This window comes from Streptomyces sp. NBC_00086 (assembly GCF_026343255.1).
Lineage (GTDB): Bacteria > Actinomycetota > Actinomycetes > Streptomycetales > Streptomycetaceae > Streptomyces.
This window is the reverse complement of record NZ_JAPELZ010000001.1, coordinates 5,268,895-5,294,914: the sequence shown is the minus strand read 5'-3', so window position 1 is coordinate 5,294,914 and position 26,020 is coordinate 5,268,895. Positions and strand designations below refer to the sequence as shown.

Annotated in this window: 20 protein-coding genes, 3 tRNA genes and 1 pseudogene; 7 read left to right on the top strand and 17 right to left on the bottom strand. The window is 72.4% G+C overall.

Annotated features, from left to right (window positions below):
- Window positions 1–144: 144 nt before the first annotated feature.
- The 3 genes and pseudogenes from OG276_RS23795 (at window position 145) to OG276_RS23785 (ending at window position 1,264) form a co-directional block, all read left to right on the top strand.
- Window positions 145–492, top strand: a complete 348-nt coding sequence (locus OG276_RS23795) for a hypothetical protein (RefSeq protein WP_266908531.1) — start codon at window positions 145–147, stop codon at window positions 490–492.
- Window positions 493–614: 122 nt separating this feature from the next.
- A pseudogene (locus tag OG276_RS23790) lies at window positions 615–1,200 on the top strand (bifunctional DNA primase/polymerase).
- Window positions 1,191–1,264 (top strand) — tRNA-Lys (locus tag OG276_RS23785). Before OG276_RS23790 ends, OG276_RS23785 begins: the two are co-directional and overlap by 10 nt.
- Window positions 1,265–1,325: 61 nt before the next feature.
- Here OG276_RS23785 and OG276_RS23780 read toward each other — a convergent pair.
- The gene (locus OG276_RS23780; protein ID WP_266908529.1) at window positions 1,326–2,570 is read right to left on the bottom strand and encodes a M6 family metalloprotease domain-containing protein; all 1,245 of its coding nucleotides are present in this window, start codon (window positions 2,568–2,570) and stop codon (window positions 1,326–1,328) included.
- Window positions 2,571–3,275: 705 nt separating this feature from the next.
- Between OG276_RS23780 and OG276_RS23775 the strand changes: the two genes are divergently transcribed.
- Window positions 3,276–5,012 carry a bifunctional diguanylate cyclase/phosphodiesterase gene (locus OG276_RS23775; protein ID WP_266913064.1) on the top strand — a complete coding sequence of 579 codons (1,737 nt, stop codon included), beginning with the start codon at window positions 3,276–3,278 and terminating at the stop codon, window positions 5,010–5,012.
- Between the two features lie 90 nt (window positions 5,013–5,102).
- On the opposite strand, the gene OG276_RS23770 is transcribed toward OG276_RS23775, so the two are convergent.
- Window positions 5,103–6,809 carry a glycosyl hydrolase family 18 protein gene (locus tag OG276_RS23770; RefSeq protein ID WP_266908527.1) on the bottom strand — a complete coding sequence of 569 codons (1,707 nt, stop codon included), beginning with the start codon at window positions 6,807–6,809 and terminating at the stop codon, window positions 5,103–5,105.
- Between the two features lie 426 nt (window positions 6,810–7,235).
- On the opposite strand from OG276_RS23770, the gene OG276_RS23765 reads away from it, so the two are divergent.
- Window positions 7,236–7,685, top strand: a complete 450-nt coding sequence (locus OG276_RS23765) for a DUF2199 domain-containing protein (protein ID WP_266913062.1) — start codon at window positions 7,236–7,238, stop codon at window positions 7,683–7,685.
- Window positions 7,686–7,780: 95 nt separating this feature from the next.
- On the opposite strand, the gene OG276_RS23760 is transcribed toward OG276_RS23765, so the two are convergent.
- Window positions 7,781–8,953: an LLM class flavin-dependent oxidoreductase gene (locus OG276_RS23760; RefSeq protein ID WP_266908525.1), complete on the bottom strand. Its 1,173-nt coding sequence runs from the start codon at window positions 8,951–8,953 to the stop codon at window positions 7,781–7,783.
- A gap of 239 nt (window positions 8,954–9,192) precedes the next feature.
- On the opposite strand from OG276_RS23760, the gene OG276_RS23755 reads away from it, so the two are divergent.
- Window positions 9,193–9,951, top strand: coding sequence for an IclR family transcriptional regulator (locus tag OG276_RS23755; protein ID WP_243337173.1), 759 nt, complete (start codon window positions 9,193–9,195; stop codon window positions 9,949–9,951).
- 113 nt (window positions 9,952–10,064) lie between these two features.
- Here the strand turns inward: OG276_RS23755 and OG276_RS23750 are convergent.
- The 5 genes from OG276_RS23750 to OG276_RS23730 all read right to left on the bottom strand — a co-directional run bounded on the left by OG276_RS23750 (window position 10,065) and on the right by OG276_RS23730 (window position 16,824).
- Window positions 10,065–10,138 (bottom strand) — tRNA-Lys (locus OG276_RS23750).
- Between the two features lie 87 nt (window positions 10,139–10,225).
- On the bottom strand, window positions 10,226–11,899 hold the full coding sequence (locus OG276_RS23745) for an AMP-binding protein (RefSeq protein WP_266908523.1): 1,674 nt from the start codon (window positions 11,897–11,899) through the stop codon (window positions 10,226–10,228).
- Window positions 11,900–11,957: 58 nt separating this feature from the next.
- Window positions 11,958–12,584, bottom strand: coding sequence for a lytic polysaccharide monooxygenase (locus OG276_RS23740; protein WP_266908521.1), 627 nt, complete (start codon window positions 12,582–12,584; stop codon window positions 11,958–11,960).
- A 266-nt stretch (window positions 12,585–12,850) separates the two neighbouring features.
- Window positions 12,851–15,475, bottom strand: coding sequence for an SPFH domain-containing protein (locus OG276_RS23735; protein ID WP_266908519.1), 2,625 nt, complete (start codon window positions 15,473–15,475; stop codon window positions 12,851–12,853).
- The gene (locus OG276_RS23730; protein ID WP_266913060.1) at window positions 15,472–16,824 is read right to left on the bottom strand and encodes a peptidoglycan-binding protein; all 1,353 of its coding nucleotides are present in this window, start codon (window positions 16,822–16,824) and stop codon (window positions 15,472–15,474) included. Before OG276_RS23730 ends, OG276_RS23735 begins: the two co-directional genes overlap by 4 nt.
- A gap of 290 nt (window positions 16,825–17,114) precedes the next feature.
- Here OG276_RS23730 and OG276_RS23725 point away from each other — a divergent pair.
- Window positions 17,115–17,188: transfer RNA gene (locus tag OG276_RS23725), tRNA-Lys, on the top strand.
- Between the two features lie 75 nt (window positions 17,189–17,263).
- On the opposite strand, the gene OG276_RS23720 is transcribed toward OG276_RS23725, so the two are convergent.
- From OG276_RS23720 to OG276_RS23680, 9 genes are all read right to left on the bottom strand, one after another.
- A complete protein-coding gene (locus tag OG276_RS23720) occupies window positions 17,264–17,926 on the bottom strand; it encodes a class F sortase (protein ID WP_266908517.1) in 663 nt (220 codons plus the stop codon).
- Window positions 17,927–17,938: 12 nt separating this feature from the next.
- Window positions 17,939–18,604, bottom strand: coding sequence for a hypothetical protein (locus OG276_RS23715; RefSeq protein ID WP_266908515.1), 666 nt, complete (start codon window positions 18,602–18,604; stop codon window positions 17,939–17,941).
- A 92-nt stretch (window positions 18,605–18,696) separates the two neighbouring features.
- Complete coding sequence (locus OG276_RS23710; RefSeq protein WP_266908513.1) at window positions 18,697–19,476, bottom strand: HAD-IIA family hydrolase; 780 nt, start codon at window positions 19,474–19,476, stop codon at window positions 18,697–18,699.
- Between the two features lie 137 nt (window positions 19,477–19,613).
- Complete coding sequence (locus OG276_RS23705) at window positions 19,614–21,149, bottom strand: alkaline phosphatase family protein (RefSeq protein WP_266908511.1); 1,536 nt, start codon at window positions 21,147–21,149, stop codon at window positions 19,614–19,616.
- Window positions 21,150–21,328: 179 nt separating this feature from the next.
- The gene (locus OG276_RS23700; protein ID WP_266908509.1) at window positions 21,329–22,411 is read right to left on the bottom strand and encodes a 2-aminoethylphosphonate ABC transporter substrate-binding protein; all 1,083 of its coding nucleotides are present in this window, start codon (window positions 22,409–22,411) and stop codon (window positions 21,329–21,331) included.
- An 86-nt stretch (window positions 22,412–22,497) separates the two neighbouring features.
- Window positions 22,498–23,295, bottom strand: a complete 798-nt coding sequence (locus tag OG276_RS23695) for an ABC transporter permease (RefSeq protein ID WP_266908507.1) — start codon at window positions 23,293–23,295, stop codon at window positions 22,498–22,500.
- Window positions 23,282–24,265 (bottom strand): 2-aminoethylphosphonate ABC transporter permease subunit, encoded by a 984-nt coding sequence (locus OG276_RS23690; protein ID WP_266908505.1) that lies wholly within the window; start codon window positions 24,263–24,265, stop codon window positions 23,282–23,284. Before OG276_RS23690 ends, OG276_RS23695 begins: the two co-directional genes overlap by 14 nt.
- On the bottom strand, window positions 24,258–25,307 hold the full coding sequence (locus OG276_RS23685) for an ABC transporter ATP-binding protein (protein WP_266908503.1): 1,050 nt from the start codon (window positions 25,305–25,307) through the stop codon (window positions 24,258–24,260). Before OG276_RS23685 ends, OG276_RS23690 begins: the two co-directional genes overlap by 8 nt.
- The gene (locus OG276_RS23680; RefSeq protein ID WP_266908501.1) at window positions 25,304–26,017 is read right to left on the bottom strand and encodes a phosphonatase-like hydrolase; all 714 of its coding nucleotides are present in this window, start codon (window positions 26,015–26,017) and stop codon (window positions 25,304–25,306) included. The genes OG276_RS23685 and OG276_RS23680 overlap by 4 nt, the downstream gene beginning before the upstream one ends.
- Window positions 26,018–26,020 lie beyond the last annotated feature (3 nt).

Here is a 26,020-nt window from a genome sequence, read left to right as displayed (position 1 = left end):
TCTAGCCCATGCGCCGGGACCCTCGGGCACCCTTGCGCGAAGCTGGACAATGGACGGTGGCCCGGAAGCTTTCGACCCGGAAGCCTTTCGACCCGGGGGCCTCCCGGCCGGGAGGCTTCCCCCACGTCCAGCAGGAGGACACGCATGGCAGAGCCCGAGCGGACCGAGCGGAGGCTGCGGCCCGCGCAGTTGCTCTTCGAGCCGTCGGAGACCGTCACGGACCCGGAGCACTTCTTCGACCTCGAATCGATCGACGACCCGCGGGAACTGCTGGTCCGGGCGACGGAGCTGACCCTGGCCTTCCGCGCCGCGCAGGAACGGGCGGTGGAGTTCCAGGCGGTGGCGGCGGCGCAGCTCGCGGATCCCCGGCGGTTCGACCGGCTCTCGGCGGCGACGATCGCGGAGCAGGCGGAGTGGACCGAGGACTACGCCCGCAAGATGATCGAGTTCGGCGAGCCCCTGCTGCGCGGCACCGCCCCCGAGGGCACCTGAGGTCGCGCCCGGCCGCGACCTCTGGCATATGCGGGGCGCAACATACCCCAGTCCCACCCGGCCTGTCCCGGTTTCCCGTAACTCCCGGAGATCGGTTCGCCACTCCGGGTAGACCTGAAGACATGACGACCCTGACCGGCTGCCCCGCGCTCGACCTGCGGACGACGACGACCGCCTCCGCGACCCACGTCACCCCGGCCGGCGCAGCCTGGCTGGCCTCGGCCTCCGCCCAGCCCGGAGGCACGCTGGCAGCCTGGCAGGCCCGGCCCACCGCGCCCGCCGTGCTGCCCTGCGGGACCGCCTTCGACGTCGTCAACGTCCCCCTCGTCCTCGGACGCCGGATGCTCGACCTGCTCTGGGCCGAAGGCCCCGGCTCGGGCCCGGCCGCCGTCCACCGCGGGCGGACCCTGCTCTTCGCCGCCCCCGGCACCGCCCACCGCCTCCCGGCCCTGCTGGCCTGGGAGGAGTGGAACACCCCCGTACCCGCCCCGCTCTGCCACGGCCGCGGCGACGCCGTCACCGTGCCCCCGCTGGCCGCCGACGGGGGGCCCTCGCGCTGGCTCGTGGCGCCCGATACCCGGCTGCCGTGGCTGCCCGGGCCGGAGGCTCTGCTGTGGGCGTTCGTCCGTGCCACCCGAGCTGCGGATATCGATTTTTCCGATCGCCGCCCGGGGTGCTAATGTCTTCCTCGTCACCAAGCGCCGCTAGCTCAGTTGGTTAGAGCAGCTGACTCTTAATCAGCGGGTCCGGGGTTCGAGTCCCTGGCGGCGCACAGACGGAAGAAGGCCCCCACGCGAGTGGGGGCCTTCTTCGTGTCCGGGGTCCCGCGCCCCCTACCGCTCCTCCCGCGTGATCTTCACCGTGTACGCGCCCGACTGTGTGCGGTCCGCCACTTCCACGGTGATCCCCTCGCCCGGGACGGTGAAGGTCTCCCCCACCTCCAGCGGCGCGTCCGCCAGCGGCGGGTACACCGAGCGGTCCCAGCAGGCCTCGGTGGCGGGGTGCGCGTCCACGACCTCGATCGGCCCGCCGCCGGAGGCCGCCTCGTTGCGGACCCGGTAGATGAGCACCCCCTCGGTGCAGGTGTCCCCGTCGTTGCCGGCGGAGCCCCGCGCCTCGACGGCGATCGCGCTGCCGGCGCCCGTACGGACCACCGCGAGCCGGGTTCCGCCCGTGCCGCCCGGGCGCGGGGCCTCGGACAGCGGCTGGAGGGTGTGCAGGGAGGAGCCGGCTCCCACACAGTCGACCTGGGAGGCGTCCAGCCAGCCGAGCTTCCACTTCTGCCAGGCGAAGAGGTCCGGGGCCATGCCGAACTGGCTGCCCATGACGTCCCAGTCACCGACGTACGTGTCCCAGTCCCCCTTGCCGTCGGAGGGCCGGTGGTAGAGGTCCGGCAGGTCGAAGACGTGCCCGGTCTCGTGGGCCAGCACGTTGCGGTCCGGCGGGTGCTTCTCGAAGACCGTGACGATGCGGCGCAGGTCGGTGCCGTCGGCCCGGATCGGCTGCTCGAAGTTGACGACCTTGGTGGCATCGGAGTCGACGCCGGGCGCCTCCGGGTCCGCGACGAAGTAGACGACGTCATACCGGCCGAAGTCCACCGCCGGATCGGCCCCGGCCACCGCGTCGCGCAGGTAGGCGGCCCGGTCCGCCGGGGCCCAGTCGCGCTGTATGCCGTAGGCGGCGGACGGCTTCGGCATCTGGATCCACTGCTTCTGCGGGTGCGGGACCAGGCGGAAGCGGCCGTAGGAGGCCCGCTCGAAGAACTCGCTGGTCGCCGGGAAGTAGTCGGCGGTGAGCTCGTCGGTGGTCAGGGTGGGGCGGTGGTCGGGGAAGGAGAGGAAGACCATGACCGCGTTGAGGGTCCGCTCGGGCTTGGGATAGGCGCCGTTCCAGCTGTCCAGGCCCAGGGAGTGGTGTGCCGCGGTACGGGTCAGCGCGCAGGGTCCGGCTCCGGGGGCGGCGACCGCGGGTCCCGCGACGAGCGACATGGCGGCGAGCGCCGTCAGGGAAGTGAGCGCCGCCGCCGTGGTTCGCATGCGGGAGCGGTCCACTCCCCCGGGTGTCTGCTGTCGCGGCACATCGACCTCCGGTGGTGGATTAGTACCTCTTCATCCACCTTGGGGCGATTGTCTTACTAATGCCCTGTTCCGCTGCCCCACACGAGTGAGCACTAGGGCAAGCCGGTGACGCCGGGTTTCGCACATTCGCCTACGGAAAGTCACGACCGATCAGGTCGGATCAGTGATGGGCGTCGGATGCTCACGGCCGTGCGGAAACGATCAGTCGCCGTCACGTCGACGATCCGTCATCACGCCGAACTCCCGCGCCCCGCACGGCGTCGCCGCTGGATAGGGCCGTCCGGGAACCTCTATGATCGGCACACTTTCCTGCACGGACACTCACACGCACTGCGGGAGCCAACGGTGAGCGGAACCCCAGATGGAACCGGTTCGGCGGCCGACAGCATCCGACCGGCCATGACGCAGCGTCACCCGGAACCGGCGACGACGCCGACCCCGGACCGTGCCGCGTGCACGCCGCACGATCGCGCGGCCGACGCCGCGTCCGATCCGACGGCCGACCACGGGGACGACCACGCGACCGACCACCTGGCCGGACCCACGACGGACCGCGCGACGGGCCACGCGACAGCCCCCACGACGAGCCACACGACCGGTCACGGGCCCGGCCGTCAGGCCACCCACCGGTCCGGCCACCAGGCCGAGTACCGGGCCGAGTACAGGGCCGACTACCGGGCCGCCTTCAACGCGGCCCACCTCCCCATGGCCGTCATCGACCGCACCGGCCACGTCACCCTCGCCAACCAGGCGCTCGCCGGCCTCCTCGGCTCCGAGCCGCACCTCCTCGCCGGGCAGTCCGCCGCCGACCTGGTGGACCTGGCCTCCGAGGCCCGCACCTGGCAGGCGTACCAGGAGGTCCTGCGCGGCCGCCAGGCCCGGCTGCGCTGCACCCGCCGCCTCAAGCACCCCGACGGGCACTCCCTGTGGACCGAGATCACCCTCGGGCCCGTCCCCGGGACGGGTGACGTCCTGCTGTCCGTCGCCGACATCAGCGACCGGCGCGACCTCCAGGCCCGCCTGCGCCACCTCCAGATGCACGACCCGGTCACCCGGCTGGCCAACCGCGCGCTGTTCTTCGAGCGGCTCTCCGCCGCCCTGGAGGCCTCCTCGTACGAGCACGGCGGCACCGGCCGGATCGGGCTGTGCTACCTGGACCTCGACGGGTTCAAGGCGGTCAACGACACCCTGGGCCACCGGGTCGGCGACCGGCTGCTGACCGCCGTGGCCAAGCGGCTGACCCAGTGCGCCGACCAGTCCGGCTACGGGCGCACCGGCGGGCACCTGGTGGCACGGCTCGGCGGCGACGAGTTCGCCCTGCTGGTCGAGGATTCCACCGGCACCGAGCAACTCGCGGACCTGGCGCGGAGCGTACTGGCCGCCGTACAGGAGCCGTTCGACCTGGCCGGGCAGCGGCTGTCGGTCTCCGCCTCGATCGGGGTGGTGGAGCGGGCGGCGGCCGGAACGTCGGCGACGGGGCTGATGCAGGCCGCGGACACCACGCTGTACTGGGCCAAGGCGGACGGCAAGGCCCGCTGGACGCTCTTCGACCCGGAGCGCAACGCCCACCGGATGACCCGCCAGGCGCTGTCCTCGACGCTGCGGCCGGCCGTGGAACGGGGGGAGTTCGCGCTGGAGTACCAGCCGCTCGTGGACCTGGAGAGCGGGGTGGTGCGCGGGGTGGAGGCCCTGGTGCGCTGGAACCACCCGCAGTTCGGCACGCTGACGCCGAATCGGTTCATCGGCATCGCCGAAGAGGACGGCTCCATCGTCCAGTTGGGCCGGTGGGTGCTCCAGACCGCCTGCCGGCAGGCGCGGCGCTGGCAGATCGAGCAGCCCAGCGACTCCCCCGTCTTCGTGTCCGTCAACGTCGCGGTGCGCCAGGTCTGGGACTCCGACCTGGTCGGCGACGTCGCCGAGATCCTCGCGGAGACGGGCCTGGCGCCCCAGCTGCTGCAGCTGGAGCTGACGGAGTCGGCCGTGATGGGCTCGGCCGGGCGGCCGCTCCAGGCCCTGCAGGCGCTGAGCGACATGGGGGTGCGGATCGCCATCGACGACTTCGGCACCGGGTACTCGAACCTCGCCTACCTCAGCAGGCTGCCGGTCTCGGTGCTCAAGCTGGACGGCTCCTTCGTCCGCGGCTTCCGCTACGAGGAGGGCGCCCACCCGAACCCGGCCGACGAGACCATCGTCGAGGCCCTGGTCCAGCTCGCGCACCGGCTGGGCCTGACGGTGACGGCGGAATGCGTGGAGACCGCCGGCCAGGCGGCCCGGCTGCGCCGCGTCGGCTGCGACACCGGCCAGGGCTGGCTGTACTCCCGGGCGGTGGCTCCGGAGGCGATCGCCGCCATCATCAGCCGCCAGGTGGCTGCCGCCGCGGGAGCGGTCACGGGCACCGACCCCGGGCAACCGGAGGGACCCGCCCCGCACCCCGCCGTCTGAGCGGGAGCCACGACCCGGCGCAAGACACGGCCGCCCCCGGCCCCTGGAAGGGGACGGGGGCGGCCGGCGCTCGGCGCGGGGTGGGGGGGATCAGCAGGCGCCGAGGTCCTTCCAGACACCCCATTCACCGGTGGTGCCGGGCACCTCGTTCTGGGTCCACCACTGGGCCTTGTACTTGCGGCCGTTGTACGAGACCTCGCTGCCACCGGTGTAGACGGTGCCGTGGACGTAGGCCGCGGCGGTGCAGCCCGTGCTGGGCGGCGTCGTCGGAGGCGTGGTCGGCGGGGTCGTCGGCGGCGTCGTGGGCGGGGTGGTGGGAGGCGTGGTCGGCGGGGTGGTCGGCGGCTGGGTGGTGCCGCCGAGGGAGTCCGAGATCTGGTTCAGCAGGGTCGCGTTGGCGTCCAGGCCAAGCAGGGAGTACATCATCGCGCCGGCCAGGCCGCGCTGCTTGCCGTAGTCGACCCGGGCCTGGATGGACTTCTGGTTCAGGCCGGTGAAGAACTCGCCGTCCTTGAAGAAGTACGAGGCCTTGGCCTGGTCGTCCCAGAAGGTGGTCGCCGGGTTGTCGACGATGCCGCCGAGCTCCTTGTAGAGCGCGATGCCGGCCTGCTGGCTGGTCGGACGGGCGGCGGAGGCCAGGGTGGCGGGCTGGGCGAGACCGTTGGTGGTGCCGGGCTGCACGCCCTTCCAGCCGCGGTAGTAGAACTCGTAGCCCAGGACCAGCTTGTTGGCGGGGAAGCCGCCGGTGATGCCGTAGGCCGCGTTGCCGTCGATCCAGGAGTCGATGGCGTTCTTGACGCTGTACTTCTCGTTGCCCGGGGCGATCACGTCGGTCGGGTCGGACGACGAGGGCAGCAGCGGGGACTGGTGGTACGTCGGACCGTCCGAGTCCCAGGCGCCGTGCATGTCGTACGTCATGATGTTCGCGTAGTCGAGGTACGCGCCGATCTTGTCCGTCTCGATGTACTTGATCTTGTCCTGGCCGGCCGGGAGGGCCGAGGTCAGCAGGTACTTCTTGCCGCCGTTGGCCGCGCCGTGGGCGTCGAGCTGGGTGCGGAACTCCTTGAGCAGGAGCGTGAAGTTCTGCTTGTCCTCGGGGGCGTAGTGGTTGCCGAGGTGGCCGCCCGACGAGCCCGGGTACTCCCAGTCGATGTCGATGCCGTCGAAGATGCCGGCCGCGCTGCCCGCGCCGCCGTAGCCGCCCTCGACGGGCAGGTTGCCCTTGATGTACTGGTCGATGCAGGAGGAGACGAGCTTCTTGCGGGAAGCGTCGGTCTTGGCCGCGTCGCTGAAGTACTTCGAGTAGGTCCAGCCGCCGAGCGAGATGTTGATCTTCAGGTTCGGGTACTTCGCCTTGAGCTGCTTGAACTGGTTGAACACGCCGACGATCGGCTGGTCCCACTTGTCGGCGACGCCGCTGACGCTGTCGGCCGCGCTGAAGGACTTCTGGTAGTCGGCGTACGAGTCGCCCGCACCGTCACCGGCGTTGGGGTTGTTGTCGTCGCCCGCCGCCTTGTTCGCCTCGAAACAGGTGAGGTTGGTGGGGTGGATGTTGCCGAACGAGTAGTTGATGACGTCCAACTTGCCCGCTATGCCACGGGTGTCGAGGTGCTTGGGGTAGAAGGCGTTCCCGTACACCGACCACTGGTCGTAGTAGGCGATCTTGACGTTGCCGGCCGTCGCGGTGGTCCCGGCCTCGGCGGCCGAGGCGGTGGTGAGTCCCGCGAAGGCGGCCAGCGTCCCGCCGGCCAGCGCGGCCGTGGCGGCGGCCGCGATGAGGGATTTACGGATGTGCATGAACTGCCTCCGGGGAAGTGGGAGGGGAAGGCAAGACTTCAGGTGGGGATAGTGATAGCGATCACTCCGGCCCCGAGTCAATGGTTTGGACCAAAGAAGGACTAGACCAGTCCGGGCCCAGAACCCCACGTCAGCGACGTGGGACCACACCAAAAATCGCCCGCCACCCATGGTGACGAGCGATTTAAGGCTCCCTTGATTCACCCTCCGGCAAGGTTTCAGCAACAAACCAGCCAAACTCTGGTTGCCGGCGCGTGCGGGTTCCTCCGGGCTCCCCCGGGGCTCGTGTACACCCGTAAACCCTTCCGGGCGGGCACGCGTCGGCGGACCGGGCAGGCTTTCCGGTCACAGCACTACGCTCGCCCCATGGCTAACGATCGCGGTTTCACCTGCGCATGCTGCGGCGACCACCACGCAGAACTCCCCATGAGTCACTCGGCCATGGCCCCTGACGTGTGGGATCCCGCCTTCGAGAGCGATCCGGACAGCACGCTGTCGTCCGACCAGTGCGTGATCAAGGGCCAGCACTTCTTCATCAGGGGGCTGATCGAGATACCCGTGATCGGCAGCCGGGACGTCTTCTCCTGGGGCGTCTGGGTCTCTCTGAGCAGGGACGACTTCGCCCGTGCTCTCGAGGTGCGGAACACGGAGGGGCGCGAGCGCGCGAAGCCGTACTTCGGCTGGCTGAGCACCGAGCTCGCGCTCTACTCCGAGGGCACCATCGACCTGAAGACCAACGCCCACACCCGACCGGTCGGCAAGCGGCCCTTGATCGAGCTGGAGCCGACCGACCACCCCCTCGCCGTCGAACAGCGCACCGGGATCACGCTGGACCGCGTGCGCGAGATCGCCACGGCGGTGCTGCATCCGGCCTGACCCGCCGGTCGATCAGGAGGCGCGCGACGGAGCTCCGAACCGGACGTGCGGCGGGCCGGGTTCCCCCGGTCCGTGACCGGACCGGGGCGGGCGGCTCAGGCGTCGAGGAGCGGCATGCCGTACGCGTCCGCGACGAGGCCGTACGAGCGCAGGCGGGCCTGGCCGGCGTGGGCGTTGGCGGTCAGCATCAGTTCGTCGGCGCCCGTCCGCTTCGCGAGGTCGTCCAGGCCCGCGGTGACCTCGTCGGGGGTTCCGTGGACCACGCTCGCGAGCCGCTCGTCCACGAACTCCCGCTCCAGCGGCGTGTACGGGTACGCGGCCGCCTCCTCGGGCGTCGGGACCAGCCCGGGGCGCCCGCTGCGCAGCCGGAGCATCGCCAGCGCGCCGGTGAGCACCTGCGCGCGGGCCTCCGCCTCCGTGTCGGCTGCGAGGGCCCCGACCCCGATGACGGCGTACGGGGCGTCCAGGACGGCCGAGGGGCGGAAGGACTGCCGGTAGAGGTCGAGGGCGGGCAGGGTCCCGGCCGGGGAGAAGTGGTGCGCGTAGGCGAAGGGCAGCCCGAGTGCGCCGGCGAGGCGGGCACTGAAGCCGGAGGAGCCGAGCAGCCACACCGGCGGCCGCCCGGCGGGACCCTGCACCGGACCCGGTACCGCGTGCACGCGGGCGTACGGGTGCCCGTCGGGGAAGTCGTCGTCGAGGAAGCGGATCAGTTCCGCGAGCTGCCGGGGGAACTCGTCCACGGCCTCGTCGCGCCGCCCGGGCCCGCGCAGCGCGGCGGCCGTGTGCCCGTCGGTGCCGGGCGCCCGGCCGAGGCCGAGGTCGATCCGGCCCGGGGCCAGTGCCTCCAGGGTGCCGAACTGCTCGGCGATGGCGAGCGGGGCGTGATTGGGCAGCATGACCCCGCCCGAGCCGAGCCGGATCCGGGAGGTGTGGGCCGCGAGGTGGGCCAGGATCACGGCCGGGGAGGAGCTGGCGACCCCGGGCATGGAGTGGTGTTCGGCGACCCAGTGGCGGTGGTAGCCGCGGGACTCGGCGAGCCGGGCTATGTCGACGCTGGTGAGCAGGGCGTCGCGGGCGGTGCTGCCGGCGCCGACGGTGACGAGGTCCAGCACCGAGAGCGGCACCGGCGCCCGGCCGAGGGCCGTCCCGCGGATCCCGCCGGGGACCCCTCCGGCGCTCGATCCGTCACCCGGTCCGGCGCTCGGTCCGTCGCCCGGACGGTCGGCTCCCCGTCGTCCAGCGTCCTCCGCGTCCGCGATGTCACTCATCGTCTCTCCCGCTCCGCTCGCCCGTCCGTTCTCGTCCGTACGAAGAACCCGAACCGCGCGGCCGGTCCGGGCATTCCCGGCACTCTCGGACACCACCCATGACCTAGGCATATGCCAGTGGAGTAGATCCAGGCAGACCGGTGTGATTGAGCCATCAATCTCATCAACAGGCGCTCCACACGGCCCTCTTGATGGCTATCGTGTGAGAGCAAGCGGTAACAACCTGCTAGGGGGAAACCGTGGCGCTGAAGCCCGAGCCGACCGCGCCGTTCCACTCGGTGCAGTACGCCCTGCGCGTACTCGAAACGGTCGCACGCCATACCGGCGGCGTGACCGATGTACAGATCGCGCGTGAGACCGGCCTGCCCGCGGTCCATCTCGCCCCCATGCTCCTCATGCTGCGCCGGGAGGGGTACGTACTGCAGGTGTCCGACGGCGCCTACGCCATAGGGGACTCCCTCGTCCTGCTCGGCTCCGGCGTCGACCGCCAGCAGGCCCTGCAGGACAAGCTCCAGGACACCCTGGACCGGCTCCGGGACTCCGTCGGCGCCGCGGTCTACATCAGCCGGTACGTGGACGGCGAGGTCCGGATCACGCAGTTCGCGGACAGTCCGCGCACCCCCAAGGTCCACGAGTGGGTCGACTTCCGCTCGGCGGCGCACGCCAGCGCGGTCGGCAAGTGCCTGCTGACCCAGCTCGACCTCGACGGCCGGCGCGACCACCTGTCCCGGCACAAGATCGCCCGGCTGACGTCGAAGACCATCGTGAACGAGCGGATCCTCTTCTCGAAGCTGGACAGCCAGCCGGCCACGGTGCCCACGCTCGACCTGCAGGAGTACGCCGTCGGCACGGTCTGCGCGGCCGTCCCGATCACGGCCGGAGCCTCGGTGGGCTGCCTGGCCCTGTCCCTGCCCGTGGAGCACGCCCACCGGCTGCGGGCCGCGGCCGACGTGCTGAACCGCAAGGCCGCGCCGCTGCTGCTCTCGCTCACCCTCTGAGCCACGGGGCCCTGCGCGACAGGGCCCCGGACACCGGGCCGGGACCGACCCGCACAGGCCCGGAAAACACTTCGGGCGGTTCCCGGTGAACCGGAAACCGCCCGAAGGACAGGTGCGCCGCCAGGGACTCGAACCCCGGACCCGCTGATTAAGAGTCAGCTGCTCTAACCAACTGAGCTAGCGGCGCCTGCTGACAGAGAAAATACTACCTGCTCCTCCAGGGTGCTCAAAACCGCCTCCCCAGACGCCTCCGGAGGCCCCGCCGGCGCCCCCGTCAGCGGCTCAGCAGATCCGCCCGCCCCTGGGCCTCGTAGGCGGCCAGGAGCCCGGCCAGGTCCTCCGCTTCCAGTCGCCGGTACGCGTCCTCGCCCGGCGGCCGCCACCACACGGGGTCGGTGGTCTGGAAGGCCTCGCCGCGCAGGGAGACCCGGTGGACCTTGTTGGTCGCCGTGGTCGGCATGACGCCGACGACGCGCACGTAGCGCGGGGCCATCTTGGTGCCGAGGTCGGGCTGGGCGGCGAGGAAGGACGCGAACCCCTGCGGGGAGAAGACGGCCCCCTCGCGCAGGGCCACGGCGGCCATGACCTGGTCGCCCGCCACCTCGTCCGGTACGGCGTACACGGCCACCGCGGCCGCCCGGGTCCAGCGGGCCAGGATGTTCTCGATCACCGCCGCGGCCAGGTTCTCGCTGTCGACGCGCAGCCGGTCGTCGGTGCGGCCGGCGAAGTAGAGGAAGCCGTCGGGGTCGCGGAAGAAGAGGTCCCCGGTCCAGTACCAGCCGTCGCGGGTGCGGGCGGCCTCCGCGTCGGGGTTGCGCCAGTAGCCCTCGAAGAGGCTGCGGCCCTTGTTGACCAGCTCGCCGATGGCCTCGGCGCCGTTGAGGAGGCGGCCCCGCGGGTCGAGCACGGCCGGCGGGCACTCGCGGCCCGTCTCCGGGTCGATGACGGCCAGGTCGTCGCCGGCGCCCGCGCGCCCCAGGGCGCCCGGCGGGGTGTCGGGGGTGCGCTGGACGGAGGCGCCGCCCTCGGTGGCCCCGTAGCCCTCGACGAGGCGGACCCCGAAGCGCTCGGCGAAGCGCGCCGCGTCGACCGCGCCCGCCTCGGTGCCGAAGCCGAGGCGCAGGGTGTGCGCGCGGTCGTCGGGGCGGGGCGGGGTGGCGAGGAGGTACTGCACCGCGCGGCCTACGTAGGTGAAGTACGTCGCCTCGTAGGCCCGTACGTCGTCCAGGAACGCGGAGGCCGAGAAGCGGCGGCGCAGCGCCACGGCGGCCCCGCCCGCGAGGGCGGGGAGCCAGTCGGCGATGACGGCGTTGCCGTGGAAGAGGGGCATGCAGACGTAGTGGACGTCGTCCGGGGTGACTGAAAAGTGACGTGCGAGCGAGGCGCCGGCGCCGGCCAGGCGGCCCTGGGTGCAGATGGCGGCCTTGGGGGCGCCGGTGGAGCCGGAGGTGAAGTAGAGGAGCAGCCGGGAGGACGGGCTCGGGCCGGGGCCGAGCGTCGCGTCGCCGGGCTTCGCGCCCGCGTACGGGGCGAGCAGGGCCTCGTACTCGTCCGAGTCCGTCACCAGGAGCCGTACGCCGGGCAGGTCGAGGCCGCGCAGGAGCGGCAGGTGGGTCCGCTCGGTCACCAGGATCCGGCAGTCGGTGTGCAGGATGTCGCGGGCCAGCTCGGGACCGCGCCGGGTGGGGTTGATCCCGGCGACGGCGGCCCCGGCGAGGGCCGCCGCGCCGAGCCAGAACGGGAACTCGGGGGTGTTGTCGAGCAGCACCCCGATGTGCGGCTCCGCCCCCGGCGGCAGCAGGTCGACGAGGAGCGCGGCGCGCGCCGCGGCCTCCCGGGCGGTCCGGTGGTGGCTGAGGACGCCGTCGGCGTACTTCAGACCGGGCCGGTGGTCGCCCCATTGGCTCGCGATGAGCTCCGCGACGGTTTCGGGTGTCGTCGTCCGCATGCCGCCGGAGAATAGCTGACGTTCCGTCAGAATTGAACGCCGCGGCGGGCCGTAGCGATCAGAACTGGACGTCGGAGCAGGAGTAGAAGGCGTTGACGGTGTCGTTGACGGTCCACACGGCGAGGATCATGTGCCGGCCGGTCTTGCCGCTCGGCATGGCGCCCTGATGGACGGTGGTCATGGCGGGGCGGGCACCGTTGTAGGCGACCGTGAGGAAGGGCTGCGGGTCGAGGGCGGCGCGGGTGAGCGGCTTGGTGGGGTCCCAGCCGTTCTTGGTGACGTAGTACCGGAAGTCGGTGGTGGAGTGGTTCGCGGTGAACTGCCAGCGGAAGCTGTAGCTCTGCCCGCTGGTCACCGGGGTGGCCGGCCAGGCGCCGCCGCGCGGGTCGTCGAGCTGGGCGAACTCCGTGTGGTTGGCCGAACATATGCGGCCGTCGGCGGGACCGGCGGCGGGGAACCCCTTGAGGCCCTCGACGCTCTGGGGCTCCCACTGGATGGCGCCGCAGTCGGAGACGGTCTTGTTGGCGCAGAGCTTCTGGCGGCTGATCGGGGTGTCGGTGTACCCGTGGCTGCTGGCCGTGGGGGCCGTGACGAGCGCGAGGGCGGCGACGACTCCGAGGCCGACGGTGGTGGCGGTGGCCGTGGCGGCGGCCCGCTTGGTTCTGGGCATGCGGAAGGAACGCATGAGGCTGATGCTCCTTGAACGTGGGGGGATGTCCGGAGAGAGCGTGCGCACGCGTGGGGATGGGCCGTACCGGTTTCGGCGGCACGGCCCGTTCACGAGCTCTGGTTTAGGTCTAGACCAAGTTCCACAGTATTGACGGGAGTTGGCCATGTCCAGACCAACGGAAGAACGGGTGGTCCGGACCACCCGGATTCCACCCGTTCTCCTGTCGGCCTGAGTTGGCCCGCTCCGGCCTGCGCTCCGGCCTGTGCTCCGGCCTGCGAGGGCTACTCGGCGCGGCCCGTGTAGAAGGCGACGGTCAGGTCCTTCACGAGGGCCTTGCGCTCGTAGTCGTCGAGCTCCACGAGCCCGCGCGAGGTGAGGCGGTGGACGGTGTCGTCCACCGCGTCGACCACCGAGGTCAGGACGGTGTCCCGGTGCTTGGCGTCGATCGCCGCGACCCGGCGCCGCCGCATGGCGTCCGCGACTTCGGGGGCGTACTCGATCCGGGTGGGCTGCGCCGAGAACACCTCCACGCCCACCGCCTCGGTCTCCGCCGCCAGCATCCGGGTCAGCGCGTCGCCGACGGCCTCGGCGTCGCGCAGGGTCGGGGCGGCCTCGTGGAAGGCGTCGGCGGGGAGCTGGGACAGGACCCTGGCCATGGCCGATTCGACCTGCTCGGCGAGGTAGTCCACGTGGTCGGCGACGGCCAGGGTGGCGCGGGCGGTGTCCTTGACCTGCCAGACCACCTGGACGACGACCTGGAGGGCGAGCCCGCCGGAGTCCACGGCGGGCATCGGGTCGCTGCGCCAGTGCCGCAGCCGGACGTCGACCCGGCGGCGCAGCAGCAGGGGGCTGATCCAGGTCAGGCCGGAGCGGCGGACGGTGCCGCGGTAGCGGCCGAAGAGGGTGAGCACCCAGGCGTGACCGGCCCGGCCGCGGCCCAGCCCGCCGAGGGCGAGGAGCGCGACGACCCCGAGGAAGGCGAGCGGCGGCCAGAACCGTGCCTGCAGTCCCCGGTAGGGGCGGGGTTCCGCGCCGAACGCCAGCGCGAGGGAGTCCGGGACGGCCCCGGCCCGCCAGAGGACGACCGCGCAGCCCGCGAGCGCGATCCCGCCGACGGCCACCGCGATCCAGCCGGGCAGCACCGGGCCGTGGTGCTCGTGGAGCCGGTCGTCACCACGGGGAACGCGGCGTCCGGGGGCGGACCGGGGCGCGGGGGCGGCCTGGGCCTTCGGCCGGCTCGGCTCCGGCTTCGGCTCGGGCTCGGGCTTCGGCTGCCGGGGCTGCGGCTGGGCGGCGCCGCGGAACGGCAGGTGCACCGGCACCTCGGTCACCGCGACCCCGCGCACCCCGGTGACCAGGGGCAGGTCCTGCGTATCGTCCTCCGCGATCCGCGCCACGGCCCGCGCGACGACCTCGACCACCTCGGCAGCCCCGGGCCCGGGGACCACTCCGCCACCGGTCGCGGACTGCGCGGCGGTGTCGGCCTCGCCGTCCGCACCCTCCCGCGCTCCGGGTCCGGCATCGCCGGCGTCACCGGCGTCACCGGCGTCACCGGCGGCGCCCGGTCCGGGCACCGACCAGGTCACCTCCCGCCCGCCGGGCGGGTCGCCGGGATCGGCATCTGCCGGCCCGGGCAGGTCCGGTACGGGGTACGGATCCGCGTACTCGGCCTCCGGGGCGGGGCCCGGGACCGCGTGCTGCGGAGCGCGGCCCTGCTCGGTGGACGAGCCGCCCTGTCCGGGCAGGTCCCGGGCAGCGGGCGGACCCGCGTGCCGTGGAGCGTGCTCGGCCTTGGCGGGCACGGCGGCCGGGGGCCAGGCCTCGTCCTGCGGGTGGGGCCGGGCGAATTCGGTGTCGGGATTGCGCAGCCGGAGCGTGGCCGCACCGGCGTGGGCCGCCTCGTCCTGGGGATGCAGGATGTCCACCCCCGGCTCGGCCTGGGCCCGCGCCGCCGGTACGTCGCTGCGCGCACCCTCACCCGCCCGTCCGGCGGGCCCGTGCGGGGCGACGGCAGTGGCCTGCACCCCCGCCCCCACGGCGACGAGCCCGTCCGCGTCCCGGTCCGCCCCGGCCGGAGCCGGCCGGGAGGCGGCTTCGGCGCGTGCGGACCCGGACGGCTCACCCGCCAGTGCCCAACCCGTGGGCGCGGCCCACTCGGTCACTGCCGCCGCGGGCACGGGCGACACGGAGGCGGCGACCGGCACCGCGTCGGAGCCCCCGGCCACGAAGGCCTCGGCCCGCCCCGAAGGCACGGGGACGGGCGCGGCCTGCACGGGGGCGGCCTGCGCGGACGCGGACCGCGTGGCCGCGGCCACGTCGGGCGCGGCCGACAGGTGTGCGCCCCGCTCGGCATCGGCATCGGCATCGGCATCGGCCGGGACCCAAACCGCCGCGGCCGGCACGGGCGTGGCCCGGTCGGGCGAAGCCGACAGGTACGAGCCCGGCTCGGTGCCGGCCCCGGCCGCCACCCACCCTGCGGCAGCCGGCACGGACTCGGCCCGGTCAGGCTCGGTCGCATCCGGCACGGCTGCGGCCGGCACGAGCGTGGCCGGCACGAGCGTGGCCGGGTCGGGCGAAGCCGACAGGTGCGAGCCCGGCTCGGTGCCGGCCTCGGCGACTGCCCACCCGGCCTCGGTCGGTGCGGACTCCGCCGCAGCGGCCCAACGGGGTGCGGCAGCTGCCGGTGCGGCTCCGGTCGGCGCGGCTGCGGTCGGTGTGGCTGCCGCCGGTGCGGTGGTGGGCCCGGGCTGGATCGCCGTGGACTGTTCCGCTTCGGCCGGAGTCGGGGCGGACGGCGTCGGGGCGGACGGAGGCGGGGGCGTCGCCCGGGGGGTCGGGTGCGGGGGGATCTCGAAGGTGCCTGTGGTCGATGTCGTGCGCGTGGGGTACATCGTTGCCTCCGTCATGCGAACAGCCGGCGCCAGGTTTCCGGGCCCGGGTAGCCGTTGGCCTCGGCGCCGCGCCAGCCCTGGGCTCGCTGGAACGCCTCGACGTTGCGGCGGTCGGACTCGCCCCAGCGGGGGCCCGGTCCGGCCGTGTAGTACTTGCCGAAGCCCTTCTTCACCAACTGGCGGCCAAGGGCGGTGATGGACGGGTGGGACGTGCCCGGCCGGAAGACCGACGCCCCGGGGAAGGCGGGCTTGCCCGCGGGGCCGGGTGCGCCGCCCGTGAGCGGCGGGATGTCCTTGCCCTGGTGCCTGACGAGCAGCCGCCAGGTCTGTGCGCCGGGGACTCCGTCGGCCTCCGCACCCGTCCAGCCCTGGGCGCGCTGGAAGGCCTCGGTCGCCTGCCGGTCGGCGTCGGACCATTTGGTGCCGACGCCCTTGGGGTAGAAGCGCAGCCCGCCCCGCTCGGACAGCATCCGGCCGAGCTGGGCGACGTAGCCGTTGTCCGCGCCCGGCCCGAATTTCGACGCACCGGGGAAGGTGGCCGAGACGACCGGCGTACCGCCCGGCGCGGGCGGCTCGCCGGTGGCCGGGGGCTCGGGAACGACTCCGCCCGCCACCCCGTTGAAGCGGTACGGAACGTACTTCACCGCGTTGTTCCAGTAGCCGTACGGCGTGGCCAGCTTCCGCGTGGTCGGCCGCGTCTGCTCGTAGGCGACGTAGTGCGTGCGCGTCTCGTCCACCCACCCGCCGAAGAGCACGACGTGCGAGCCCTTGTTGGGGTCGGCCGGGTTGTGGAAGAGCAGCATGTCTCCGGGGAGCAGCTCCTCCTTCGTGATCCGCGTCGCGAACTTGTCGAGGCTGCCGGTCCATTCGTTGGTGCCGAGGTTCCAGGCCATCGAGACGTAGCCGGAGCAGTCCTGCCGGTACCCGTCCGACCAGTACTCGGCCATGCTGTACGGGACCTGCGCGTCCAGCCACAGCTTCGCCCGGTTGATGATCGTCGCCCGGTCGGTCCGCCGCACCGCGGAGGGCGCTCCCGGCAGCCCGGCCGGTTTCGCGGGGGTTCCCTTCGCTCCCTTCGGCCCGTGCAGCGGGGCCCGGCCGCCCTGCGGGGAGCCGGGGTCGTCCAGGGCCACCCGGCCGCCGGGGCCCGGTGCGGCCGTGGCCACGGCCGCACCGCCGCCGCCGAGGACCACGCCCGCGGCGGTGGCCAGGACCAGCGCCCGGCGGGCTCCGCGCGCGGCGGGGTGTCCGCCGTCGCGCAGCGGTATGGCCCGGGCGCGCGCGAGCGTGCGACGGCGCTGGGCACAGCCCTGGCACGGACAGTCGCCGGCGGGCTCGTACTCCTCGAAGGAGGGCAGCGGCATCGGCGGCATCGCCTCGGCCATCGCCGTCTGCGCCGGCATCGGCGTCGGCATGGGCGTCGAGGCCGGCGTCGCTTCGTACACGTGCGTCGGAGGCTGCATCGTCATGCGGTTCCGTCCACTCCCCTGCTCGTCACTGGTCGGCCGGGACCGCATCTGGCGGGGCATCAGATGCGGCTTGGCCCAGACATATCGTGCACGACAAAACCCCCAAACATGGGTTAATCGGACAGAACGCGCGCGGCTTGTCACGAGCACCCGTGGCGGTGGGGTAGAGTTTTCCCTGTCACCAAGCGCCGCTAGCTCAGTTGGTTAGAGCAGCTGACTCTTAATCAGCGGGTCCGGGGTTCGAGTCCCTGGCGGCGCACAGACGCAGAGAAGCCCCTCACAGTGAAAACTGTGAGGGGCTTCTTCGTGCTGCGCGTGGTGTGCGCCGGCCGCTTCAGACCGCCGTTCCGGGGCGGACTCCGACGCCCGTCAGGTACGCCGACACGACCACGTTCGCCGAGTACTCCTTGGCCGCCTTGTCGTAGGTGCCGCCGCAGGTCACCAGCCGCAGTTCGGCCCGGCCGCGGACCTTGGGGCCGTAGACCTTGGCGGGATCGAAGTCCGCGCGCTCGTGGACCCGTACGTCCTCGATCGTGAACTCCGCCACCGAGCCGTCGGCCCGCAGCACCCGCACCTTGTCGCCCGTCTTCGCCGAGCTCAGGCCGTAGAACACCGCGGGCTTCGCCCGCGTGTCCACGTGCCCGACCAGCAGGGCCGTCCCGGCCGTGCCGGGCTGGGCGCCGCCGCGCCACCAGCCGACCGTGCCCGGGTTCTCGTACGGGGGCGCTTCGATCGCCCCCTTCGTGTCGAGGTCCCGGACTATCACCGGGGCCTGGACGCCGAGGGACGGTACGTCGACCCGCGCGGGCGCGGCCGGCCCCAGCGGGGTGTGCGCCGCGGGCATGCCCGGGGCGGCCGGTCCGCCGGCCTGGCCGGGCAGGGGTATCGCGACCCCGGTGATCTCACGGCCCCACAGCCACAGGCCGAGGACCAGCACCGACCAGGCGGCGAAGGTCAGCAACCGGGAGCCGCCGGAGCTCCTCGGCTCGCCGTTCACCCGATCACCCGGTCACTCGCCGCTGCGGCGGCGGCGCAGGGTCAGCGCCCGGCCGGCGACCGCGAGGGTGGCGGCGGCGGCGAGCACGGCGCCGATCACCGTGTGCGGCAGGCCCGGGCCGTCGCCGTCGTGGCTCTTCTTCGTCGCCGCGGCGAGCTGCGCGGAATCGGCGGCCTTGGCGGCGTCCGCCGCGCCCGCCGCCTTCGACTTCGCGGCGATCTCCTCGGACATGCCGCCGCCGCCCGCGTGGACCGGCCAGATGGGGGTGTGGTGGGGGTTGGGGCGGTGCTCGCGGCGGCGCTCGATCTCGATCGTGCCCCACTCGCGTTCGCCGCCGCGGCCGCCGCACTTGATCTTGATGTCGTGGCGTCCGGGCTCGGCCCAGGAGCGGATCATCGCGTCGCCCCACAGGGTGCGGCGGTCGTCGCGGCCGGTGGAGAGGCGGACCTCGGAGACGAAGACCACGGACGAGGCGACGGCCCAGTCGTCCTCACAGCCGCGGACGCGCAGTTTGACCTGCGCCCCCGGTTCCGCCGGGTTGGGGTCGGCCGAGACGCTGCCGCGGTCACGGTTCCAGTCGTCCTCCCCCGCGAAGGCGAAGGGGGCGGTCACGGCGGACAGGGCCGTCAGGGCGACGGCCACCCCGGCGACACGGAAAGCGATCACATCACTGCGCATGGTGAACCTCCTCAACAAGGAGATTCACGCGCGGCGCGCCGCTCCGCATCCGGAGCGGCGCCCTCTTGGCCCGTACGTGTCAGCCGTACGCGCTAAACCAGATCGACCAGATCGGCGATGGAGTCGAACGTGTGGGTCGGCCGGTACGGGAACTTCTCGGTGTCCTCGACCGACGTCAGACCGGTCAGCACGAGGAAGGTCTGCATGCCCGCCTCCAGCCCGGCGAGGATGTCGGTGTCCATCCGGTCGCCGATCATCGCGCTGGTGTGGGAGTGCGCGCCGATGGCGTTCAGGCCGGTGCGCATCATCAGCGGGTTGGGCTTGCCGGCGAAGTACGGCTTCTTGCCGGTCGCCTTGGTGATCAGCGCGGCGACCGCGCCCGTGGCGGGCAGCGGGCCCTCGGCGGAGGGGCCGGTCTCGTCCGGGTTGGTGCAGATGAACCGGGCGCCCGCGTTGATCAGGCGGACCGCCTTGGTCATGGCCTCGAAGCTGTACGTCCGGGTCTCGCCCAGGACCACGTAGTCCGGCTCGTGGTCGGTCAGGATGTAACCGATGTCGTGCAGGGCGGTGGTGAGGCCGGCCTCGCCGATGACGTAGGCGGTGCCGCCCGGACGCTGGTCGTCGAGGAACTTCGCGGTGGCCAGGGCCGAGGTCCAGATGTTCTCGACCGGGACTTCGAGCCCCATCCGGCTCAGCCGGGCCTGGAGGTCGCGCGGGGTGTAGATGGAGTTGTTGGTCAGCACGAGGAAGGGCTTGCCGGACTCGCGCAGCCGGTTGATGAAGGCGTCGGCGCCGGGGATCGGGATGCCCTCGTGGACGAGGACTCCGTCCATGTCGGTGAGCCAGGATTCGATCGGCTTGCGCTCTGCCACTGGACTGTTCTCCGCTCTCGGTGGCGTCTGACCTCGGTGACCTCTGGTCTCTACCACCTTATCCGGGCCGGGCCGCGGACGCGGTGGGCGTCCACGGCCCGGACCGCAGGGCGGAACGGGCGGGTACGAAGGTCCCGTCAGCCGAGCTTGACGTTGTCCACGGTCCAGTACCAGTTGTTGCTGCCGGCGTAGCGGAAGCGGACCTGGACGTCGGTGGCGCCGGCCGGGACCTGGAGCGCGATCGACTCGGACCGGGCGACGGCGTCGGCGGTGTAGCTCTTGACGACCGCAGGGGCGCCGCCGTTGTAGGAGACCAGGACCTGGGCGGTCTGGCCGGCCTCGTGGTGGTAGTGGGTCTGGAAGGTCAGGTTCCTCGTGCTGCCGCCGGTGACCGCCCACTTGGGGGTGGCGAGGGTGGAGTCGTAGGAGCCGGTGTGGCTCTTGTCGTCCCACTCGTCGGAGTCGGCGACGGCGAACACGTCACGGGAGCGGACGTTCAGCTCGCGCCACTGGTCGCGCTGGGCCTGGCTCCAGAACTCGTCGGTCGCGAAGGCCCATCCGGCCCACTCGGTGACACCGCCCGTGCCCATCTTGGAGTTGTCGACGGACCAGCCGGCCGGCGGGGTGTGCGTGAAGCCCTTGGTGCCGGCCGGGATGCCCGTCTCGTCCACGCGCGCCTGGAGGCCCGGGCGCAGGGTGTCGAAGGCGTCGCCGTCGTCGGGGGCGCCGACCGGGATGCCGTCGATCGCGGAGCCGGGGTTGACCCCGACCTGGGCGAGCGCGGTCGCCGCGACGTCGACGAGCTTCACGTCGTTGCGTACCGAACCGGCGGGGATGCCGGGGCCCTTGGCGAGGACGAAGGTGCCGCGCTCCTGGATGGTGGAGCCGCCGTGGCCGCCGGAGTCGGTGTGGCCGTGGTCGGTGGTGACCAGGACCTTCCAGTTCTCCTGGGCGTAGGTCGGGCGGTTCTGGACGGCCGTCAGGAGCTGGCCGACCAGGGCGTCGACGCGGGCGATGGTGTCCAGGTACTGCTGGCTGGCGGCGCCGTAGGAGTGGCCGGCCGCGTCGATCTCGCCGAGGTAGACGAAGGCGGCGTCCGGGTTCTGATCGCGCAGCTCGGCGGCGGCCGCGGCGGCGATCTTCGGGTCCTCGTTGCGGTAGCCGTCGCGGTCGCCCTTGAGGGAGAGGCGCTTGTCGACCTTGGCCGAGAAGATCGGGCCGTTCTGGTCGGTGGAGGTGATGGGCTCCCAGTCGGCGGCCGCGTAGGTGTTGAGCACCGGGTTGGCGTTCTCGATGCGGGTCAGGAAGTCCGGGTAGGCCGTGTAGTTCTTGCCGGTGAAGGAGTTGTCCTTCACCCCGTGCTTGTCGGGCCAGACGCCGGTGGCGATGGTGGACCAGCCGGGGCCCGAGGAGGTGGCGGCCATCGGGTTCGCGTACAGGGTGCTGCGGGCGGTCAGGCCCTGGGCCATCAGGCCGTTCAGGTGCGGGGCGTTGGCGGCCTTGACGCGGTCCAGGACCGCGCCGTCGATGCCGATCACGAGCACCTTGTTCGCGGCGGAGGCCGCTTCGTCGGCGGGCGCGGCGGTCGCGGCGTGGGCACCGAGGCCGGTGGCGAGCAGGACCGTGGCGGTGGCGGCCACGGCGAGGGTCCGTCCGGACAGGACAGTGGACACGTACTCCTCCGGGAGTAATCGTGGGGAAGGCGCAGGGGACGTACGGGGCGTGCGGTCGTACGGCGGTCGTGCGTCAGCGCGAGCGAGCGTACGGCGGGTCCGGACCGAAGGCGAGACTCGGTCCAGACCCGTTATCTGTGCGTCACTATTCCGGTCGCGGGTGACCGGGAGGCGACCAGTCAGCTTCCGGTGGCCGACTTCCACGCGTCGACGTAGCCGGTGAGGTTCTTGTCGATGTCGGCCCAGTCCGGCTCGAAGATCTCGACCCCGGTCATGAGCTTGGTGAGCTCGACGGCGTTGGCGTCGGTGGGCTTGACGTCCGTGCGGGCCGGAAAGCCGCCGCCGACACCGCTGACCAGCTTCTGGGCGTCCTCGCTGAGCAGGTGGTCGAGGAGCTTCTTGCCGTTCTCGGTGTGCGGGGCCTTGTCGACGAGGCCGGCCGCGTACGGGAGGGAGAAGGTGGTGGGCTTGCCGCCGTCCTTGGCGGGGAACCAGATGCCGAGGTTCGGCATGGACTTGGACTGCGCGAAGTTCATCTGGACGTCACCGTTGGCGACGAGCAGCTCGCCCTTGTCGGTCTTCGGCGCGAGCTTGCTGGTCGAGGAGGACGGGCCGACGTTGTTGGCCTGGAGCTTCTTCAGGTACTCGTTCGCCTGATCCTTGCCGCCGAAGTCGTGCATCGCCTTGATGAGCACGGCGGTGCCGTCGCCCGCGACGCCGGGGGTGGAGTACTGGAGCTTGCCCTTGAACTTGGGGTCCAGCAGCTCTTCCCAGGTCTTGGGGGCCGCGGCCAGCTCCTTCTTGTTGTAGATGAAGCCGAAGTAGTTGTTGACGACCGAGGTCCACTTGCCGTCGGAGGACTTGTTCGCCCCGTTGACCTTGTCGGCGCCCTGCGGCGTGTAGGCCTGGAGGAGGCCCTTGCCGTCGGCCTGCTGGATGAACGGGGGGAGCGTGATCAGCACGTCGGCCTGCGTGTTGGTCTTCTCGCGGACGGCGCGCTGCACCATCTCCCCCGAGCCGCCCTCCACGTACTTGACCTCGATGCCGGTCTTCTTCGTGAAGTCGGCGAAGACCTGGTCGTACCAGCCGTCACCCTTGTCGCTCTTGAGGCCGTCGGCGCTGTAGACGGTGACGACCTTCTCGCCGCCCTTGCCTCCGGCGGAGTCGGCCGAGGAGGAACCACCGCAGGCGGTGAGGCCGGCGGCGAGGGCGAGGCTGCCGGTGACGGCGGCGGTGATGCGGAGGTATCTGTTGCTGGACATGGAACTTCCTTACGGGCAAAGGGAGTCGGCAGGGGAATCAGCAGGGTGTGGCAGGAGGGTGTTACAGCGGGGCTCGGCTGTGGGGTCTAGCGGTACGTGGCCCTGGTGCGGACGCGGGAGACGGCCAGCAGGACCAGCAGGGTGGTGGCCATCAGGACCACGGCGACGGCGGAGCCGCTGAAGAGCGAGCCGCGGTCGGTGGCGGTGAAGATCCGGACCGGGAGGGGCATCCAGTCCGGCGGGTAGAGCATCATCGTGGCGCTCAGCTCGCCCATGGACAGGGCGAAGCAGAGCCCGGCCGCCGCGGTGAGCGACGGCAGCAGGAGGGGGAGTTTGACCCGCCACAGCACGTACGCGGGGCGGGCGCCCAGGGAGGCCGCCGCCTGCTCGTACGCGGGGTCGAGACGCACGATGGCAGCCGAAACCGACTGGTGGGCGAACGCCGTGACAAGAATCGTGTGCGCCAGGATCACGATCGAGCTGGTGCCGTTGAGGAGCAGCGGCGGCTTGCTGAAGGCGACGAGCACGGCGAGGCCGACGACCACGGACGGCACGGCGACCGGCAGCATGAACAGCGCGTCCAGCGAGCTCTTTCCGCGCTTCTTCAGCCCGGCTGCGGCGAGCGCCGCCCAGGTGCCGACGGTGAGCGCGATCAGGCTGGCGGCCAAGGCGGTGAGCAGCGAGGTGGTCAGCGCCTGGAGGGATTCGCCGCGGACGGCGGCGGCGTAGTTCTCGGTGGTGGGGCCGGAGGGGAAGGCCCCGGACCAGTGCGTCGAGAAGGACGCGGCCACCACGACGAGCAGCGGCAGGGCGAAGAGGGGCAGGAAGAGGATGCCGAAGAGGCTCCAGGCGGCCCAGCGGCCGCTCTTGCTATGCACCAGCACGCTTGCTCACCACCCGGTAGAGGCCGAACAGGCCGACGGAGATCACGATGTTGACGACGGCGACCACGCAGGCGGCGGCGTAGTCGGATTCGAGGATCGCCTTGCCGTAGATGAGCATCGGGAGCGTGGTGACGTCCTTGGCTCCGGTGAACAGGACGATCCCGAACTCGTTGAGGCACATGACCAGGACGAGGCTGCCGCCGGCGGCGAGGGCCGGGAGGGCCTCGGGGAGGATCACCCGCCGGATGATGCGGCCGGGCTTCGCGCCGAGCGAGGAGGCCACCTCCAGCTGGGCGGTGTCCAGTTGGGAGAAGGCGGCGAGCAGCGGGCGCATCACGAAGGGCGTGAAGTAGGTGATCTCCGCGAGGAGGACGCCCCAGGGGGTGGTCAGGAAGTGGAAGGGGCCTTCCTCGGCGCCGAATCCTTCGGTCCACAGGCCGTTGGCCATGCCGACCGTGCCGTAGACGAAGAGGAGGGCGAGGGTGATGAGGAAGGAGGGGAAGGAGAGGAAGACGTCGATGAACTTGGCGACGGCGCGGGCCCCGGGGAACGGGACGAAGGCGATGACCAGCGCGAGCGCGAAGCCGAGGAGCAGGCAGCCGATGGTGGCGCCGACGGCCAGCCAGACCGTGGTGCCGAGGGCCTCGCGGAAGGAGTGCGAGGCGAAGACGGAGGCGTAGGCGTCGAAGGTGCCGCCCCCGTTCTCGGGGGACAGGGACTGCTGGACGACCAGCGCGAGGGGGTAGAGGAACACCACCGCGAGCACGGCGACGGGAGGCACGGTCCACAGCCAGCCGGGAACGCTACGGGGCGTACCTGAGGCCTTCGCCGCGAAGCCGTCGGGGGCTCCGGCCGGGCTTTCGGGCGTGCCGGGGGCAGGGCTTCGTACGGGCTGGTGGGGTATGACCGCGGGTTCGGGGCCGGCCGCCGGCCCCGGTGCGGGGGTGCGCCGGTCCGTGGCCTCAGCCATCGGAGACCCCCGCGGACAGGAGCACCGCGTCCCGCGGTTCGAAGTGGAGGGTGACCCGGTCGCCCAGCGCCGGGGTTTCGCGCAGTTCGGGCAGGTCCGCCTTGACCCGGTGGCCCTCGATGTTCACGTAGAGCCGGTGGGTGGAGCCGCGCCACTGCACCTCGGTGATGGTTCCGCTCAGCGCGTTGGGGCCGGCGCCGAGGCCGAGCAGGTGCGGGCGTACGCACAGGGTGGCGCTCGCACCGGCGGCCGCGGGGCCGGGGTCGAGAGTGAGGGGGTGTCCGGCGAAGAGCGCGCCGCCGTCGGCGACGGTGACGGGCAGCAGGTTGGCGTTGCCGACGAAGGAGGCGGTGAACTCGGTGCGCGGGGACCGGTACAGCTCCTGCGGGGTGCCGCAGTCCTGGAGGCGGGCCTGGTCCATGACGGCGATCCGGTCGGCCAGGGTCAGCGCCTCGACCTGGTCGTGGGTGACGTAGAGGATGGACACGTCGGGGAGTTCGCGGTGCAGGCGGGCCAGTTCGGCGAGCATCCCGGAGCGCAGCTGCGCGTCGAGCGCGGACAGCGGCTCGTCCAGCAGGAGGACTCCGGGGCGGATGGCGAGGGCGCGGGCGATGGCCACGCGCTGCTGCTGCCCGCCGGAGAGTTCGCGGGGGTAGCGCTTGGAGTAGGCGGCCATCCCGGTCATCTCCAGGGCCTCGGCGACGCGGCCGGGGATCTCCGCCTTGGGCGCCTTCTGGGCGCGCAGGCCGAAGGCGACGTTGTCCGCGACGCGCATGTGCGGGAAGAGCGCGTACTGCTGGACGACCATGCCGATGCCGCGCTTGTGCGGCGGGAGCGCGGTGACGTCCCGGCCGCCGATCAGGATCCGGCCCGAGGCGGGCCGGACGAAGCCGGCGACCGCGCGCAGGGCCGTGGTCTTGCCGGAGCCGGAGGGGCCGAGCAGCGCCATGACCTCGCCGGGCTCGACGGTCAGGTCGAGGGAGTCCAGGACGGTGTTGCCGCCGTAGGCGACCGAGACGGAGTCGAAGCGGATGCCGCTCACGCGCCGGGCTCCCCTGCCAGGAGTGCGGGGAGGTCGGCGACGGAGGCCAGGACGTGGGTGGCGCCGTGCCCGGTCAGGGCGGCGCGGTCGTGGGCGCCGGTGAGGACGCCCGCCACGATCCCGGCGCCGGAGCGGACGCCGCTGAGCATGTCGTACGAGGTGTCGCCGGCGACCACGATCTCGCGTACGTCGGCCACGGCGCCGGTGCGCAGGAAGGCGGCCAGCACCATGTCCGGGTAGGGCCGGCCGCGGCCGCCCGCGTCGGCGGGGCACAGGGTGAGGTCGGCCAGGTCCTGCCAGCCCAGCGCGTCGAGGATGGCGTCCTGGGTGACGCGGGCGAAGCCGGTGGTCAGGGCCACGGTGCGGCCGTCGGCACGGAGCTTGTCGATGGCCTCGCGGGCGCCGGGGATCGGGGCGATGAGGCCGCCGTCCACGAGTTCCCCGTAGGCCTCCTCGAAGGCGGAGTTGGCGCGCTGGGCGAGGTCCTCGGCGCCGAAGAGGTGGCGGAAGACGGAGATCTTGGACTCGCCCATGGTGTCGCGGACGTACCGGAGCTTGGTGGCGTGGTCGGCGCTGCCCGGCTCGACGCCGAGGCGTTCGGCGGCCCGCTCGAAGGCGCGCTCGACGAGGCCGCCGTCGGCGACGGTGGTGCCGGCCATGTCGAGGACGATCAGGCGGTGGTTGTTCATGTTGGCCTTGGTGTCGGTCATGGT

Bases quoted from the DNA above. Each gene is read 5' to 3' on its own strand.
- OG276_RS23795 (WP_266908531.1), top strand. From the start codon at position 145: ATGGCAGAGCCCGAGCGGACCGAGCGGAGGCTGCGGCCCGCGCAGTTG.
- OG276_RS23775 (WP_266913064.1), top strand. From the start codon at position 3,276: ATGGCCGTCATCGACCGCACCGGCCACGTCACCCTCGCCAACCAGGCG.
- OG276_RS23770 (WP_266908527.1), bottom strand. From the start codon at position 6,809: ATGCACATCCGTAAATCCCTCATCGCGGCCGCCGCCACGGCCGCGCTG.
- OG276_RS23765 (WP_266913062.1), top strand. From the start codon at position 7,236: ATGAGTCACTCGGCCATGGCCCCTGACGTGTGGGATCCCGCCTTCGAG.
- OG276_RS23760 (WP_266908525.1), bottom strand. From the start codon at position 8,953: ATGAGTGACATCGCGGACGCGGAGGACGCTGGACGACGGGGAGCCGAC.
- OG276_RS23745 (WP_266908523.1), bottom strand. From the start codon at position 11,899: ATGCGGACGACGACACCCGAAACCGTCGCGGAGCTCATCGCGAGCCAA.
- OG276_RS23740 (WP_266908521.1), bottom strand. From the start codon at position 12,584: ATGCGTTCCTTCCGCATGCCCAGAACCAAGCGGGCCGCCGCCACGGCC.
- OG276_RS23735 (WP_266908519.1), bottom strand. From the start codon at position 15,475: ATGACGGAGGCAACGATGTACCCCACGCGCACGACATCGACCACAGGC.
- OG276_RS23730 (WP_266913060.1), bottom strand. From the start codon at position 16,824: ATGCCGCTGCCCTCCTTCGAGGAGTACGAGCCCGCCGGCGACTGTCCG.
- OG276_RS23715 (WP_266908515.1), bottom strand. From the start codon at position 18,604: ATGCGCAGTGATGTGATCGCTTTCCGTGTCGCCGGGGTGGCCGTCGCC.
- OG276_RS23700 (WP_266908509.1), bottom strand. From the start codon at position 22,411: ATGTCCAGCAACAGATACCTCCGCATCACCGCCGCCGTCACCGGCAGC.
- OG276_RS23690 (WP_266908505.1), bottom strand. From the start codon at position 24,265: ATGGCTGAGGCCACGGACCGGCGCACCCCCGCACCGGGGCCGGCGGCC.
- OG276_RS23680 (WP_266908501.1), bottom strand. From the start codon at position 26,017: ATGACCGACACCAAGGCCAACATGAACAACCACCGCCTGATCGTCCTC.